16 protein-coding genes are annotated in these 15,513 nt (G+C 48.4%); 9 read left to right on the forward strand and 7 right to left on the reverse strand.

From position 1 onward, the window contains the following. The first annotated feature begins 3 nt into the window (after nucleotides 1–3). From pstC to D8Y20_RS08795, 3 genes are read left to right on the forward strand one after another with little or no spacing between them, the layout of a single operon-like run. On the forward strand, nucleotides 4–849 hold the full coding sequence (gene pstC, locus D8Y20_RS08785) for a phosphate ABC transporter permease subunit PstC (RefSeq protein ID WP_121542833.1): 846 nt from the start codon (nucleotides 4–6) through the stop codon (nucleotides 847–849). Further along, nucleotides 846–1,700, forward strand: coding sequence for a PstA family ABC transporter permease (locus D8Y20_RS08790; protein WP_201265594.1), 855 nt, complete (start codon nucleotides 846–848; stop codon nucleotides 1,698–1,700). The genes pstC and D8Y20_RS08790 overlap by 4 nt, the downstream gene beginning before the upstream one ends. Before the next feature lie 2 nt (nucleotides 1,701–1,702). After that, the gene (locus tag D8Y20_RS08795; RefSeq protein WP_121542835.1) at nucleotides 1,703–2,497 is read left to right on the forward strand and encodes a phosphate ABC transporter ATP-binding protein; all 795 of its coding nucleotides are present in this window, start codon (nucleotides 1,703–1,705) and stop codon (nucleotides 2,495–2,497) included. Here D8Y20_RS08795 and D8Y20_RS08800 read toward each other — a convergent pair. The 7 genes from D8Y20_RS08800 to D8Y20_RS08830 form a co-directional block, all read right to left on the reverse strand. After that, nucleotides 2,494–3,213 (reverse strand): pirin family protein, encoded by a 720-nt coding sequence (locus D8Y20_RS08800; protein WP_121542837.1) that lies wholly within the window; start codon nucleotides 3,211–3,213, stop codon nucleotides 2,494–2,496. The genes D8Y20_RS08795 and D8Y20_RS08800 overlap by 4 nt on opposite strands. 76 nt (nucleotides 3,214–3,289) lie before the next feature. Next, nucleotides 3,290–4,252, reverse strand: a complete 963-nt coding sequence (locus D8Y20_RS08805; RefSeq protein WP_121542839.1) for a glutathione S-transferase family protein — start codon at nucleotides 4,250–4,252, stop codon at nucleotides 3,290–3,292. Next, nucleotides 4,252–5,322 (reverse strand): alkene reductase, encoded by a 1,071-nt coding sequence (locus D8Y20_RS08810; RefSeq protein ID WP_121542841.1) that lies wholly within the window; start codon nucleotides 5,320–5,322, stop codon nucleotides 4,252–4,254. Before D8Y20_RS08810 ends, D8Y20_RS08805 begins: the two co-directional genes overlap by 1 nt. 159 nt (nucleotides 5,323–5,481) lie before the next feature. Beyond that, on the reverse strand, nucleotides 5,482–6,687 hold the full coding sequence (locus tag D8Y20_RS08815; RefSeq protein WP_121542843.1) for a nitroreductase family protein: 1,206 nt from the start codon (nucleotides 6,685–6,687) through the stop codon (nucleotides 5,482–5,484). Nucleotides 6,688–6,952: 265 nt separating this feature from the next. Next, nucleotides 6,953–7,189 carry a CDGSH iron-sulfur domain-containing protein gene (locus tag D8Y20_RS08820; RefSeq protein ID WP_121542845.1) on the reverse strand — a complete coding sequence of 79 codons (237 nt, stop codon included), beginning with the start codon at nucleotides 7,187–7,189 and terminating at the stop codon, nucleotides 6,953–6,955. A 116-nt stretch (nucleotides 7,190–7,305) separates the two neighbouring features. After that, entirely contained in the window at nucleotides 7,306–7,890 is a 585-nt protein-coding gene (locus tag D8Y20_RS08825; protein WP_121542847.1) for a YceI family protein, read from the reverse strand. 20 nt (nucleotides 7,891–7,910) lie between these two features. Then, on the reverse strand, nucleotides 7,911–8,450 hold the full coding sequence (locus tag D8Y20_RS08830) for a cytochrome b (protein ID WP_121542849.1): 540 nt from the start codon (nucleotides 8,448–8,450) through the stop codon (nucleotides 7,911–7,913). 122 nt (nucleotides 8,451–8,572) lie between these two features. Between D8Y20_RS08830 and D8Y20_RS08835 the strand changes: the two genes are divergently transcribed. The 6 genes from D8Y20_RS08835 (at nucleotide 8,573) to D8Y20_RS08860 (ending at nucleotide 15,477) form a co-directional block, all read left to right on the forward strand. Continuing rightward, on the forward strand, nucleotides 8,573–9,460 hold the full coding sequence (locus tag D8Y20_RS08835; protein ID WP_236075362.1) for a LysR family transcriptional regulator: 888 nt from the start codon (nucleotides 8,573–8,575) through the stop codon (nucleotides 9,458–9,460). Nucleotides 9,461–9,518: 58 nt separating this feature from the next. Beyond that, nucleotides 9,519–10,328, forward strand: a complete 810-nt coding sequence (locus D8Y20_RS08840; RefSeq protein ID WP_121542895.1) for an ABC transporter ATP-binding protein — start codon at nucleotides 9,519–9,521, stop codon at nucleotides 10,326–10,328. Continuing rightward, on the forward strand, nucleotides 10,325–11,128 hold the full coding sequence (locus D8Y20_RS08845; RefSeq protein WP_121542851.1) for an ABC transporter permease: 804 nt from the start codon (nucleotides 10,325–10,327) through the stop codon (nucleotides 11,126–11,128). Before D8Y20_RS08840 ends, D8Y20_RS08845 begins: the two co-directional genes overlap by 4 nt. Nucleotides 11,129–11,209: 81 nt before the next feature. Next, the gene (gene mlaD, locus D8Y20_RS08850) at nucleotides 11,210–11,659 is read left to right on the forward strand and encodes an outer membrane lipid asymmetry maintenance protein MlaD (RefSeq protein WP_236075363.1); all 450 of its coding nucleotides are present in this window, start codon (nucleotides 11,210–11,212) and stop codon (nucleotides 11,657–11,659) included. Nucleotides 11,660–11,737: 78 nt separating this feature from the next. Beyond that, a complete protein-coding gene (locus tag D8Y20_RS08855) occupies nucleotides 11,738–12,352 on the forward strand; it encodes a phospholipid-binding protein MlaC (protein ID WP_121542853.1) in 615 nt (204 codons plus the stop codon). A 140-nt stretch (nucleotides 12,353–12,492) separates the two neighbouring features. Continuing rightward, on the forward strand, nucleotides 12,493–15,477 hold the full coding sequence (locus D8Y20_RS08860; protein ID WP_236075364.1) for an AsmA-like C-terminal domain-containing protein: 2,985 nt from the start codon (nucleotides 12,493–12,495) through the stop codon (nucleotides 15,475–15,477). Nucleotides 15,478–15,513 lie beyond the last annotated feature (36 nt).

The following is a 15,513-nucleotide window of genomic DNA, read 5'->3' on the forward strand; positions in this document are numbered from 1 at the left end:
AGTATGATTCTACTTAAACCGGGGCTGTACCTGATAACAAGCTTCATAGCCTTGCTTGTACTGGCTGTGCCGTTCTTTCTGGTGCAGGCATCAGCGCCGTTCTGGGCATCTGCCGGCATCATGGTGTTAACGGGCACGGAATGGTTTCCCTATGAAATGCTATTTGGCATGTTACCTGCCATCATCGGTTCAACATGGGCAATCTTGATTGCGCTGTTTATCGCTATTCCATGCGGTGTTGCCACCGCCATTGTCACTACAGAATTGGTCTCTTCTTCACTGGCATCGGCTACGCGTATGGGTATGGAAGTGTTGGCTGCTATCCCTTCGATTGTTTACGGTTTGATTGGGCTGTGGTTACTGCTTCCTCTACTTCAGGCGTCATTTGATCTGTTGAGTGGGCATAGCCTGCTGGCTGCTGGCTTGATTCTGGCGTTAATGATTTTACCTCTGATTACCTTGATGAGCATGGATGCTTTAAAGCTGGTGTCGAGCACTCAGCGCGAAGCAGGGATGAGTCTCGGACTGAGTTGGGAAGCACTGCTATTTCGCGTCCTGTTGCCACAAGCCTGGCCAGCCATTCGGGGCGGCATTCTGTTGGCAATGGGGAGGGCACTTGGAGAAACGATGGCTGTAATGCTGGTGGTTGGTTCACTTGATCGCATGCCGGAACCGATCATGAATGTCCTGCAACCTGCCCAGACCTTAACCTCGCGCATTGGCCGTGAAATCGGAGAGGCTGCATTTGGCTCTATCCATTTCTCCGCACTGATGGCTTGTGGTCTGTTACTGGCACTGATCGGGCTGAGCATTTCCTTGTTTGCCCATACCAGAGTCGTTAAAGCATGATGTTTTGGAAAGCCTTGAGACAATACAGGGTAAAAGGATTGCTTATCCTGATTTCTTTGCCTGCACTGGTTCTACCTACTATTAGCCTTGTTTATATTTTATGGCAAGGGCTACCGGCTCTCAATTGGCAAACACTCAGTGGTGAAGGTGTGACTGGATTCGGGCTTGAGCATGGTATGTTTGGTCAAATATGGGGATCATTGCTATTGATGCTCGGAGCCAACGTGCTTGCGGCTCCCGCAGCACTGGGCCTGGCCCTGTTTTTTAATCTCTATGCCAATGACAACACACAACGAACGATCTTCACCCTATTGCATCTGCTTCAGTCTATCCCTCCTATTGTCTATGGTCTGTTTGGTTTGTTTGTCTTCGTTCATCTGCTGCATTTGGGGATTTCGCTTTTGGCAGGGATGATTATCTTAGCAATGATTATTTTGCCGTTGTTGGTGCTCAATGCCTTGCATGCTCTCAAAGCAATTTCAGTTGAGCAGACGGAATCAGCCCGCTCGCTTGGTTTGAATGATATGCAATTGATCTGCCGGGTATGGGCTCCGCTGGCATGGCCTACCATGCTCACAGGCCAACTGCTCGGCATGGCTCGCGCACTATCCGAAACCGCACCAATCTTATTCACAGCCACAGTTTTTTCGGGCGTGTTGTGGCCGAGCTCCATATTTGAACCTGTCACTACTCTGCAAACACACATCTTCTACCTGGCCCAGGAAGGCGGCAATGCACACGTCGTCAGCATTGCCTGGGGGGCAGCTACGCTGCTTATTGCGCTGGTCTTGTTGTTCAGCCTGACAGCACTTTTTTTACGACGAATCGATCAACACCACAGGATATCATAGCCATGCCTCAACAATTAAACAGAATAGAAACGGTAGTGAAACCAGTGAATACGATGGAGGTAGAGGCAAGCAGACTCTGCATTGATCACCTCTCCTTGCAGCTTGAAGGCAGGGCAATTCTCTCCAAGCTCAGTACAACACTGCCCGCCACCGGCATTATTGCACTTATCGGGCCTTCCGGAGCAGGGAAAAGTACCCTTTTGCGCTGCTTGAACCGCCTGTATGAACAGTGGCAGGGCGATATTACCTGGGCCGGCCAATCCATTCGCAACCGGGATACCGACCTGCTCAGACGTCAAATCGGCCTTATTGGCCAAAAACCAGCTGTTTTTCCCTGCTCAATACGGGACAATGTCATCTTCGGTTTATCGCGCCAGCAGCGCCGCGCTATTGCCGATGAAGAGATTTACAAAGCACTTCAACAGGCGGCACTCTGGCAAGAGGTTGAGCATCGATTGGGAGAGCCTGCTGAGCATCTGTCTGTTGGCCAACAGCAGCGCCTATGCCTGGCCAGAGCATTGATCCTCAAGCCCGACATGTTGATGCTTGATGAACCGACATCCGCCCTTGATCCCCGTTCGCGAGATATTATTGAACGATCAATGATGGAACTGGGCAGATCCATGCCGTTGCTATGGGTCAGCCATGACCTTGATCAGGCTCGGCGTATCAGCAATCACATCCTGTTTATGTGTGATGGAAAACTTATCGAACAGTCGGATACCGAAAGCTTCTTCAATCAACCGAAACGCATTGAATCACGTGAATTTATGCGTTGGAGCGTGTGCGACTGTTAATCCACATATGGGCCGCGCTGATAGATTGTTTCATGATGAGGCTGGCCGAAACACCACATCAAGCGGGCACTCCTGGAAGATTGCAATTCCACCTGTGCAACATCTTCGATAAAGGCAGCATCACCACTGGCAACACGTTTCCCATTGATCTCTGCACTGCCATGCACAACATAGATAAAACCACGGTGTCCGGCGACCAGCTTGCGCGTATATGAAGATTCTGCATCCATGATTATATCAAAATACTCAACGTCCAAGTGCAAACGAATGGCTCTCTCTGCATCAACAATGGCCCTGATCGTAACACCATTTTTCCGACTTTCGGGTATCATCTCTGATTGCAGTTGCTGATAATCAGGTTCAATCGATTTCAACCGTTTGGGGAGATTAATCCATAGCTGAATGCCATGTGCACGCTCATCTGGAAATTCTGAATGCACAATGCCGCGACCGGCTGTAAAGCGTTGCGCTCCACCGGCAGCAACAGTGCCCCGATTACCAAGCGTATCGGTATGTTTCATGCCACCATCGAATAGATAGGTGATGGCCTCGAACCCCCGGTGCGGGTGATTAGGAAAACCACCCCCTGAAATATCAAAATGATCCCATAACACAAATGGATCAAAGTTACGCAACCCTGCCACAGGCATTAGTCGCTTGACGCTCACGCCATCGCCTTCGGGTACTGTAATTGCAGATTGAATCGTTATGCTCATGCTAAACCTCTTTTTCAAGACTGAGTTGATATGCGTTATACGGGGCTCTGAAAGATTCGGTGCGCCTTCAGCAATCTTAAAGTGAATCTCGCTGGTGCAGAGCATCAAAATCCAGTACGGGCCCTTTTGGTACAATACGGGTCGGGTTAATGGACTCATGACTATAGTAATAGTGATGCTTAATATGTTCGAAATTAACTGTCCCGGCGATGCCCGGCTGCTGATACAGGTCGCGCAAATAGCCCCATAAATTTGGCATGTCGCAGATGCGATTGCGGTTACACTTGAAGTGGCCGACATAGACGGCATCAAAACGAACCAAGGTCGTGAACAAACGCCAATCGGCTTCAGTGATCTGATTACCAACTAAATAGCGCTGTCCGGACAATCTCTTCTCCAGTTTATCGAGTGCGGCGAACAGCTTGTCAAACGCCTCGTCATAAGGTTCTTGCGCGGTGGCAAATCCACATTTATAGACACCGTTGTTGATATCACTGTAAACAAAATCGTTAACCTTGTTGATCTCATCATGCAATCCATCCGGATAATAATCATGCATGTTGCCGGTAAGCATGTTGAAGGCAGAATTAAACATGCGGATAATTTCGGCCGACTCATTGGAGACGATGGTTTGTTGGTGCTTGTCCCACAAAATCGGCACAGTCACCCGCCCTGTGTAGTTCGCATCGGCCTTACTATACAACTGGTGCGCATGCTCAAATCCATACAATGGCTCGGCTGGATCGAACTGCCAGCCTTGATCCAGCATGTGCGGGTGAACAATGCTCACAGGAATCAGATCTTCCAGACCTTTCAGTTTGCGGAAAATGAGCGTGCGGTGAGCCCACGGACAGGCCAGAGAAACATAGAGATGATAGCGATTTGGTTCAGCTTTAAAGCCAGCTTTGCCTGCAGGGCCTGCTGAACCATCAGCAGTCAGCCAATTACGGAATTGTGCGGCCTTGCGTTCAAATCGACCTCCTGTGCTTTTGGTGTCATACCATTGATCGGTCCAGGTACCATTGACAAGCAGGCCCATTATATTGTCTCCAGTATCGGATAATCGGTGTAACCATGTTCATCGCCGCCGTAAAATGTAGCCTGATCGGCGTCATTGAGTGCTGCATCCTGCATAAACCGTTCGGGTAGATCCGGATTGGCCAGATAGGGGATGCCGTAGGCCACAATGTCGGCATCGTCATCGGCAATGACTGTATTGCCGCGTTTCTTGTCGTAACCGCCGTTGGCAATATAGAGGCCATCAAAATGTTGTTTGATCTGTTGCATATCGACACTGCTATCTGTTGCACCTGTCATCGAAACCTCAACCACATGCAGAAAGGCCGGCTTGAGAGCAGAGAGTGCCGTGGCGACATGGTTGAACAGTGCTTGCGGATCGGAGTCCTGCATATCGTTGAAGGCATTGATAGGTGAAATGCGGACACCCACTTTGTCTGCGCCGATTTCATTGCATACGGCCGTAGTGACTTCCAGTAACAAACGGGCGCGATTTTCAATGGACCCACCGTAAGCATCGGTGCGGCTGTTGCTGCCATCACGCAGGAACTGATCCAGCAAGTAGCCATTGGCCGAATGGATTTCCACGCCATCAAAACCTGCCTGCACTGCACAGGCTGCGGCATGACGATACTGTTCGATAATACCGTCAATTTCCTCCAGTTCCAGCGCTCTGGGGGTGATGAAATCTTTCAACCCTTCATAGGTAAATGCCTGACCTTCCGGCTGGATAGCAGATGGCGCGACAGGCGCTTCGCCCTGGTGAAAATCAGGGTGCGATACACGCCCGCAATGCCATAATTGCACAAAGATATGGCCACCCTTTGCATGCACGGCATCGGTTACAGCCTTCCAGCCGGCAATCTGCTCCTCGTTATAGATGCCCGGCGTAGCCGGATAACCGACGCCCTGCTCAGAAATTTGAGCACCTTCGGTGATGATCAATCCGGCACTGGCTCGCTGTTGATAATATTCAGCCATCAGCGGAGTGGGCGTGCCACCCGGTGCGCGGTTGCGTGTCATTGGCGCCATCGCCATGCGATTGCCTAGGGTTAGCGACCCCATTTGAACGGTCGAAAATAAAGTTGTCATACATGCTCCTTAAAAATATTTACTACAGAGGACGCAAAGGTTCGCAAGGGAGAGGCTATAAAAGAGATAGACATAACATCCTCTTACTATTTCAGGATGATAGCCGTCTATATCTTATTCTACTGTTTTACCTTTGCGAACCTTGGCGTCCTTTGCGGTTCAAGCCTTTCTTAAAATAGAAAACAGGGCTTTGGGGGACTCTTCGCAGTCCGGTGAGCCAAAATAGCTGTCGCGTGACTCGATCAGTTCAAAACCATTGGCAAAAAAACGGTGTATATCCGCTTCGTTATATCGGCAGGGAGGCCCCATCTCGCTGGTTTCATCCTTGTGAAAACATTTGAGTAGCAATAGGCCGTCCGGTGCTAATAGTTGTGCCATACTGTTCAGATAAGCTTGTTGGTCATTCGGATTCGGGAAGCAGTGGAAGACACCGCGATCAATAATCAGATCAAAGGAGCCGTGGAGCTGGCTATCCAACACATTATCGACCGTACAATGGATATCGACTTGTTCCTGTTCGGCCAGCACCCGTGCAGATGCTACGGCCGAGCTCGAGACATCGCTGGCGGTGACGCTGAATCCCATCTTTGCCAGTGCAACCGCCTGTGTGCCCGGGCCGCAACCTAGATCGAGAGCGGTGCCTCTGTTCAGGCTGCGATCTGTCAGTGTTCGGGCAAAGTCAGCATCCAGTTCAGGATAAAACCATGGTAGTTGTTCGGCTGATGTTTCCTGATAACGGGCTTCCCAGCCGGCTGCTGCCGGTGGGCTATATGTCGTTCCCCAACGGCCGTTATGAACGATTTCTGACAGGGGCTTACGCGTTCTGGAGGCGGCTTCCATGGGCTGGAAATCTGCATCGATTGTTGCGAGATCTGCAACATAGCCCAAGGCTGTGACGCTCATGATCTGTAAATTTTCAGGAATCGCGAGTGCGCTACTCAGGGCAGCAGAATCAAAGCCACCCATCTGATGGCTGGCAAGCCCCAGTGACTCTGCCTGTAAGCAAAGGCATTGGGTGGCCTGACCTGCATCATATTCTGCCCATCGGTTGGTCTTACCATTATGGGGAAATATCGGATCTGTTGTAGTCACGATCAGCACAGGGGCATGTGCTGCCCATAACTGATTCTTCGGCGCCAGTGCGTCCAGCACCAACTGCCAGCTGGCAGCATCATAGAAACGGTCAACGACAAGATATTGCCAGGGCTCTGCTCCAAAGCAGGAGGGCGCCCAGCGAGCGGCTTCCAGGCAGCTGGCCACCTGTTCGGCTGAAACCGGCTTCGCTGCATCAAAGGCACGCGTGCTCCAGCGCTTGGCAAACAACCGTTCAATCGGCGCCTGCACATTTATCCGTTGTTGTGCCATATGAACTCCTTGATATTTTTGAACCGCAAAGGACGCAAAGGAAATACTTAAGAAATGGGAGTATCCGCTCCAGATCATGTTTTGTTTGCTGGTTCGACTTAAATTTTAACTGCAAAAGTGCACAATGGATAAGCGAAACAAGGGGCAATACATTGTGTGCTCGCTTTATATTCCATGCCGTCGTATGTTATGAATGTATTCAGCACGCTATATATAATTTGCTTTTCCTTTGCGAATCTTTGCGTTCTTTGCGGTGAAAGCGTTGTTACAGGTTGTTATGTGATCCGTCGCAGAAGGGTGGGTTTTTCGTCTGCTTACACTGACATAGTGCAACTGTTTTTTTCTCAGTGATTTCAATCACCTCGGGGGTAAACGTCGTGCCTTTATGTGAGCCATCACAAAAGGGCTGATTGGCTGATTTACCACAGCTACACCAGTAATATGTACCAGCTTCAAGTTCAAGCACGGCGGGTTCTTTTGCTGCAATTGTTGCTTCACTCATATCTAACTCCTTTTATTTATCATTTGTGCATCATGAATAAGGCCGGGGCGAGAGGAGGAGGCCCCGGCCAGTTTCTTTCTGTTTAGATTATCGCGTGCTGGCAAGGCCAGTGTTTGCTATTGGCGAACACCCTCAATTGAGAAGAAGAGTTCGACGTTGTTAGCAACCGGACCGAGCATTGCAGCTTTTTTCATATTATAGTCGGAGAGGTGCAGAGTGGTCGAACCTTCAAAACCGCGACGGAATCCGCCCCATGGATCTTTACCGGCACCAACCTGTTTCACATCAAATGATATTGCCTTAGTTACACCGCGCAGGGTGAATTTTCCCTTCAGTACAGCAGTGCCATCGCCCTTATCTTCAAAGCTCGTACTGGTGAAGCTTGCCTTTGGATAGTTGGCAACATCAAAAAAATCAGCACTTCTTAAATGTTTATCACGTTCGGCATGGTTGGAATCGATACTGGCTACATCAATTTCTGTGCTTACGCTGCTGTTTGCAGGGTGTGCTTCATCATAGGTGTAAGAGCCGGTAAATGTGTTGAAGTTACCGATCAACCAGCTGTAACCCAGGTGTTTTACTTTGAACTGAATAAAGGCGTGCTGGCCTTTGATGTCAAATGTATAGTTTTCTGCGGCTTGTGCTGTTACGGTAAAGCCCAGTGCCAGTATTAGCGATAGTAAAAGTTGTTTAAGTTTCATGGTTGTATCTCCTTGGTTTTTTATTTTTTTCCTAACATACGCATTAACGTAGTATCTTTATCAATAAAATGGTGTTTCAGTGCTGCTCCCGCATGTGCGACCGCCAGTGCTATGACTGCCCATGCGATATAGAGATGAATCAGACCGATCAGATCAGCCTCTTCTTTGGTGAATGAAAAACTAGCCGGCACAGTGAACAGGCCGAACAGATCAATGCCGACGCCTTCTGCGGTAGGGATCAAATAGCCTGTTATGGTGATGCCAAACAACAACAGGTAGTGACTACGGTGAACGAGTAGAGCAATGCATTGTTCCCAGGCTTCTCCCATCAGGTTGGGACGTGTATTGCTTAACCTCCAGACCCATCGAAAGATCAAAGCAAATAGCAGTAACATGCCGATGCCTTTATGGATGTAGGGGGCATCGTGATACCAGCTGTCGTAATAGTTGAGCTCCACCATCCACAAGCCAAGGCCGAACATGCCGAAGATGATCAGCGCCATCAGCCAGTGCATAATGATGGCAATAAGGCCGTATGATGTTGATGTATTGCGTAACACGCTCTGTAGCCTCCTCTTTGTGCCCTTCTTTTTGGGTGGTGGAACTATGATGCGTGGAATGATTGAAGAAAAGTATAATAAACCAATAGACTTGATTAACAAATCGAATCGTATAGTTTTTCATGATGACGTTGGAACAGTTGCGTGCTCTGTGCGCTGTGGTCGAACAAGGAGGCTTTCACGCCGCCTCCGTTGCCCTGTTTCGCAGCCAGTCGGCGATCAGTATTGCGGTAAAGAACCTGGAACAGGAATTGGAGATCTCTCTGTTTGATCGCAGCTCTTATCGCCCTATCTTAACGCCAGAAGGGCAGGTGCTTTACGGCAAAGCCAAAAGTATTCTCTCCCGTTCGGATGAGATGAGCAGTATTGCGAAACACTTTGCAAAAGGTGCCGAAACTGAAGTCTCTATCGCTCTTGGGGCGATTGCTCCGGTAGAAGAGGTGTTGGAGGTCATCAAACAAATTTCTGAAACAGCGCCAGCCACGCGCATGAGTTTGCAGGTTGAAAATATGGGTGGCACGATTGAACGCTTGTTAGAAAAAGATGTCGATTTCGCCATTGCTGAGCGATTCATGCCAGTACCGTACACCGAAGAGGTGCGTCTCACTTCTACAGAGATGATCGCAGTAATCTCCCCTGACTTTCCTCTGGCAACTCATTATCCGGCTATCACCGTATCAGATCTGGAGCAGTATGTTCAAGTGGTGGTACGCGATACCAGTCGCAATCAACCCAGACGCTCAGCAGGTATTCTCGAGGGCGCAAACCAGTGGCTGGTCAACGATTTTGACATGAAGAAACGCATGATTCAATCCGGTGCAGGCTGGGGGCGTATGCCTAAACACCGCGTCGCAGAAGAGTTGCTTGATGGCAGTCTACTGCCGCTCTGTGGTAAAGAACTCGATCCGTTAAAGATCGATATCTATCTGTTCAGAAGGGCTAATGAACCCATGGGCCCTGTTGGCGAACGCCTCTGGCAACAATTGCAGTCCCGTATTTATATACCATAGTCCTAACGTATTTGGTGGATGCTAGTGCAAAGCGGTTTTGCTGTGCTATGCTTTCGGCATGATTCGCGGTGATAAACTTAGTAAAGTATATGGTACCACTACGGCAGTATCTTCCACAGATATACATGTGCGTGATGCTGCTATTACAGTTATTATGGGTGGTTCAGGTTCAGGTAAAACCACCCTGCTCAGGCTGTTGGCCGGATTAGAGAAACCAACTGCAGGTCATATCTGGTATGGTGATGAAGACCTCTGTACGATGACTGATAATCGTCTGTATGAACTGCGCGAAAGCATGGGGATGCTATTCCAGTACTCTGCCCTGCTGAACTCCTTAAATGTCTATGACAATGTGGCTTTTCCGCTGCATGAGCATACGGATCTGGATGAAGAGGTTATTCGCACGATGGTATCCATGAAACTTGAACAGGTCGGGTTACGTGGCTTTGAACATCTCATGCCTTCCGAATTATCCGGTGGGATGGCTAAGCGTGTTGCCTTTGCGCGTGCCATGGCGATGGATCCGAAAATCGTCTTTTTTGACGAACCGACATCCGGTCTGGATCCTATATCCGCAGGTGTAATCAGTACTTTGATTCGGGAGACATCAACCAAGAACCGCATGACATCGATTGTTGTTACCCATGATGTTGGTGCAGGCCTGTCTATGGGGGATAATGTTATTCTGTTGTGGCAGGGCCGTATTATTGCTGAAGGAACCCCCGATGAAATCAGACACAGCGATGATGAGCGTGTGCAACAATTTTTGGAAGGTCGGCCGGATGGACCGATTCCTTTTTCACGCAGTACAACCTCCTATGTCGATGACCTCACCCACAAACCGGGTACAGTGAGATTAGAATCATGAGTGATGTGACTTTTGTGCAACAATCAGCATTAGCCGTGTTTTTTGGCCGTCTCGGGCGCTCCACACTCTCTGGTATGGAGAAGCTTGGTGATGCGACCATGCTTGGTTTTCACGCCTTAGGCCTTATTTTTTCCAAGCCATGGCAAGGCAAACATTTTGTATTACAGCTTTATGCTTTGGGCGTTGGCTCCTTAGCCATTATTGTGGTTACGGGCGCTTTCACCGGCATGGTATTGGCGCTGCAGGGTTATTACACCCTGGCCAAATTTGGTTCAGAATCACTGCTTGGAGCAGGTGTAGGCATGTCGATTATCAGGGAGCTCGGGCCTGTGCTTGGGGCTTTTATGATTATCGGGCGGGCAGGTTCCAGTATTACCGCTGAAATTGGTATTATGCGTGTAACCGAGCAAACCGATGCGTTGGAAATGATGGCCGTAAATCCGAAGCGGCGCATTCTATTGCCGCGTATTGTGGCTGTAATCATCGCCGTACCGCTACTCGTCGCCATCTTTGATGTGGTAGGGATTGGTTCCGGTTACATCGTTGGTGTTGAGCTGCTCGGTGTGAATCCCGGCGCCTACATTGCCGAGTTGGTCGCCAAAGTTGGCATGCATGATATTTATGGTGGCTTGGTGAAGTCAGTCGTGTTCGGTTTTCTGATCGGCATGATCTGTTCATATATGGGTTACCGTTCGACCCCGACCACTGAAGGTGTTGCTCAGGCAACAACTCAGGCTGTGGTCATTTCATCAGTCAGCGTACTCATTGTCGATTACATATTAACCTCATTTTACCTGTAATAACGATGATGAGAGAAACGGGTTTGATGCAATTTAAGAATTTACTACAGTTTGACTATTCAACTGTAACTGGAGAATCAAATGCAAGCGTATAGACGTGTTGAAATGACTGTAGGTGTTTTTGTGATTGTCGGGCTACTTGCCATTAGTTGGTTGGCTATCAAAGTGGGGCAAGTCGGAGGTATTGGAGAATCCGGCTATACACTTATTGCCAATTTTGACGATGCTGGCGGCGTTCGCAAAGGTAGTGATGTGATGATGGCAGGTGTTGCTATCGGCCGTATCAACTCGGTAACACTCACGGATAATGATCATGCGACCATGGTGCTACGCATCAATGAGGGCATAAAAATCACTGAAGATGCATTCGCATCGGTGCGTACCAAAGGGATCATTGGTGATCGCTACATCAGAATCACGCAGGGTATGGATGATACAAGTCTTGAACCGGGCAGTGAAATTGAAGAAACAGAATCTGCGATCAATATTGAAGACTTGATCAGTAAGTATATTTTCAGCGGTAAGGAGTAAAGATTCCACTTCGGGTCACCAAAACCTGATGTAGTCTAAGCCTGTAATAACCTGTAAGTAGAGAACCAAGGAGTTTCTATGAAACACATTCAACTAATTTTTACCATGATCATCAGCATGCTTTTCTCTATGCCGGCATGGGCGGAGAGTGATGGTAACCCAAAGGCTGTAATAGAAAGCACCATCACCCAGATTATTGAGGTGCTCAATGCACGTGAAGATAAAACGACTATTTCCAGCAAAGACCGTGATGCGATCCGCCAAGCGATAGAAGGGCGCTTTGACTACAGTGACATGGCCATGCGCAGCCTGGGTAAGCCATGGAAAAAGCTGGATGACGCTGAAAAACTACATTTCACCGAGGTTTTTCGAGACCTGCTGGAGCGTTCATATGGTAACCGCTTAAGTGATTACAAAGGACAGAAAGTAATCTTTGCTGATGCGATCAGAAAAAATGATAAAGCACTGGTTAAATCCACTGTTGTGGATGGCACACGTGAAACGCCCGTCGATTATAAGTTGCATCAAACGAACAGTGGTTGGCAGGTCTATGATATCCGCATTGAAGGCACCAGTATGGTGCGTACCTTTCATCAGGACTTCAAATCCACACTTGGCGATGGCGGATATAAAGCATTAGTGAAAGCGCTGGAAGAAAAGGTCGCTAAATTAAAGGCTAAGGACGAAGGCTGAGTAAACCTCAGGTAACTACCAAACCTGGTAGTACATTCACGCGCGCGCTGGCTTCATGCCGGCGCGTAGTCCTTTTACTGCTCTTTTTTTTCACGGCCGGAGGAGCATGGCTGTATTGGAATGCCCCCTCAATAGATACCATGCGGCCAAATATTGAAAGTTATTTGCAACAGCAGCTTGAATTAAATGAACTGCGTCTCGGAGAGCTTTCTTTGCGCTGGGCGGGTTTTTTATGGCTGAAAGTTGATCGGCTGGATTTTACCAGTACCAATCATGGTATCGCCTATCATGATGGCAGTGCCAGTGTAAGAATTCCGCTAAGCGCCCTTTTTAATGGTGATATTGCACCGGATAAAATTTTGTTAAAAGATGGTGTTCTGGATATAGAACTGGATGACTCGGAAACCATCCTGCCTGAACAACTCACACTGGTAGATGTTCACGTGAATTGGCATATCGCAGCTACGCCAGCGCACCCTGACTGGCGCGGGGAACTGCCTGATGTAAACCTCACGCTTCATGCAAAGTCACGGATGATCAATGCCAAATCACCGGTATTTAAACTATCGGCACAATGGGATGATGATGGCCTTCCCGGCCAGTTAAATCTGCATTGTAACAACATTGACTGGCTACCTGAATCCATTCGCCGGCTTATCAACGGATCACCGAAGGCTGATTTGACGCTACGGCGCAAAGATCATCAGCGATGGGAGGTAAAGAGCTCCATTGTATCTCAGAGCCCCGTCAGTCTACGTTTAACACCAATTGGAGATATCTATCAGTTCGACAGGCTTTCAACAAAGCTACAGATTCAGATGCGCGACAACACAAAAGAAAGCGATGTATTCAAGCTGAAGCAGATCAATGTTGATGAATTGATATGGGCTTTGGGCGAAAGTAAAATTACTGCTCAGGGTCAGTGGAGTGATGGGACTTTACAAGTAAACGCTGCTTCCGACCTGCTACCTATGCCTCTGATCTGGTCATGGCTTCAGCCACTTGGCGATCCGGGCTGGCAGCAGTGGTTAAAACAGATGCAGCATGGCATTGCCAGGCAGGCACAGGCAGATCTTTCACTACGCTGGCCTGATCCGCTTCAGGTATGGCCAAACATTGAAACATTTAAATCGATGTCCTATAAAATAAAGACTGATATTGAAGATGCCGATATTGCATTAGGCATATCCAATGGCTTTTTGAGCAATACCCGCGCCACTGTTGAGGTAGATTCGGATGCCATAAGCGCAAAAATTATAGATACCATGCTGCCCAAAGATCTGGGCCACTCAAGCGGCAGCTTATCCATTCCACTGGACACCCTTTTACTGAATATTACAGGTTCCGCCAATACAGATGTAGCCAATTTGCTGCATTGGTTTGGTCCTGCTGAAGTCAATGATTGGCAATGGAACAAAGCACGAGCCAATAGTCAGTTTGAGTTGATGTGGGATCTCACTAAAACAAGTCCTAAAGAGGCCCGTATTACCTTGCACCCCGATGGTCTATGGAATATTAACGTGCTTAAATTTCCGCTTCAATTATCTAAGGGGGTTGTAAAGTGGGATATTAACAAAGGTATTTCATTAAAAAACATGCACCTCTCCGGCGCCCATATGCAAGGCATGTTCTCTTTTGATGCAGCAGCATCGTCTCGGACGGAGGTGTGGAAAATAACCTCTGTGCAAGCCCATGGTAGAAGTAAACTTGCCCCGCTTGCCGCACACTTTCAGTTGCCTCTGGCGCACGCTGGCGGCAGCGTCAATAGCAGCCTGCGTTTCCAGGATGGCCAATGGTTTGGCAAGCTCGATATGAAAGATGCAAGCTGGGAGCATTTACTAGGATCCAACAAGAAGAAAGGCGAACCCTTCGCGCTGCAATATCTTGGCTTGCTGGATATGAAGAGCAAACTCCCAACCATTCATATTAACAAGCTTACCAGTAGCGGAAATCACATCAAACTGCATGATGGGTCTGGCATCATCAATAACGCCGGCTTGCAAATGCAACTTAATGGCCTGCATACGCCTTCATTCAGCGGCAACCTTGATGTTGATGTGCCATTTGATGACGGCATGGCATGGAATATTGATGTCAAAGCGAGTTACCTCAACCGTAATGCTCTACCGAACACACTGGATCACTCTGAAAAGTTGATCGACAAAAACTGGGTGTTGCGTGCGAATATTGACCGCTTTGACTGGGATGATGCACGTATGAGTGGTGTACACCTTCGGCTGGCTTCCGACAAAGAGAGTATCGGGATTATGGAAGCAGCTCTGGTTCATACTTCGCAATTGGACATCATGGATGTTGATGCGCGTTTTACATTGCCGGGCGAGGGCAAGGTTGAACTGCGTAAATTTTCAGCCAGTTTTGAAAAACAGATATTAACCATTTCGGCAACGCTTACTCCCGAGACTGAGGGTGGTATGCGTTGGAAGGGGTTTGCAGAACTGCATGGCGATTTTGGCCATTTGATGAACAAGGGAGGCCTCTCCAGTCGTTTTTTAGAGGGTGATGGAAATTTGCTTTTCTCGGGGCAGGGCCTGATTTTGAAAGAGCAACCTTGGTGGGAGGGCTTGGATGGTCGTTTGCGTATGCGGGTTGATCAAGGGCGTATCCTGGAGGGAGGCACACTCACCACGCTGTTGTCTGCTATTAATCTGAGCCAACTGCCCGCCTTGCTCTTTGGTCAGCGTAAAGATCTATCAGGGCCCGGAATCATGTATGAACGTTTGCAGATGGAGGCGATTATGCAAAGTCAGAACATTCATATTCGCAATGTTGCCATGCGCTCAAGTGCATTTGATCTGGTGGGGCAAGGCAATATGAATGTCGATAACAATACCATTGATCTTTTTTTAATCGCCAAGCCGTTACAGAATCTGGATGCCTTACTGGCTAAAATACCACTTGTGCGGGATATTCTGGGTGGCAGATCACATAGCTTGATGCGTAAAGTATATCATCTGAGTGGTCCATTCACGGATGCAAAAGTGAAAGCAGTACGACCACGGGATGCTGGCCTATCTGACTCAGGTATCATTGAACGACTGTTTAATACCCCTAATAATTGGTTTGGCCCGAGTGAAAAAGAGCCACCTGTGAAAGGAAGTAAGTAAGATCTCAGTCATTCCGAATGTACATGCCGTTTTACC

The sequence above is a fragment of the Mariprofundus sp. EBB-1 genome, from assembly GCF_003665155.1.
In the GTDB taxonomy this organism is placed as follows: domain Bacteria; phylum Pseudomonadota; class Zetaproteobacteria; order Mariprofundales; family Mariprofundaceae; genus Mariprofundus.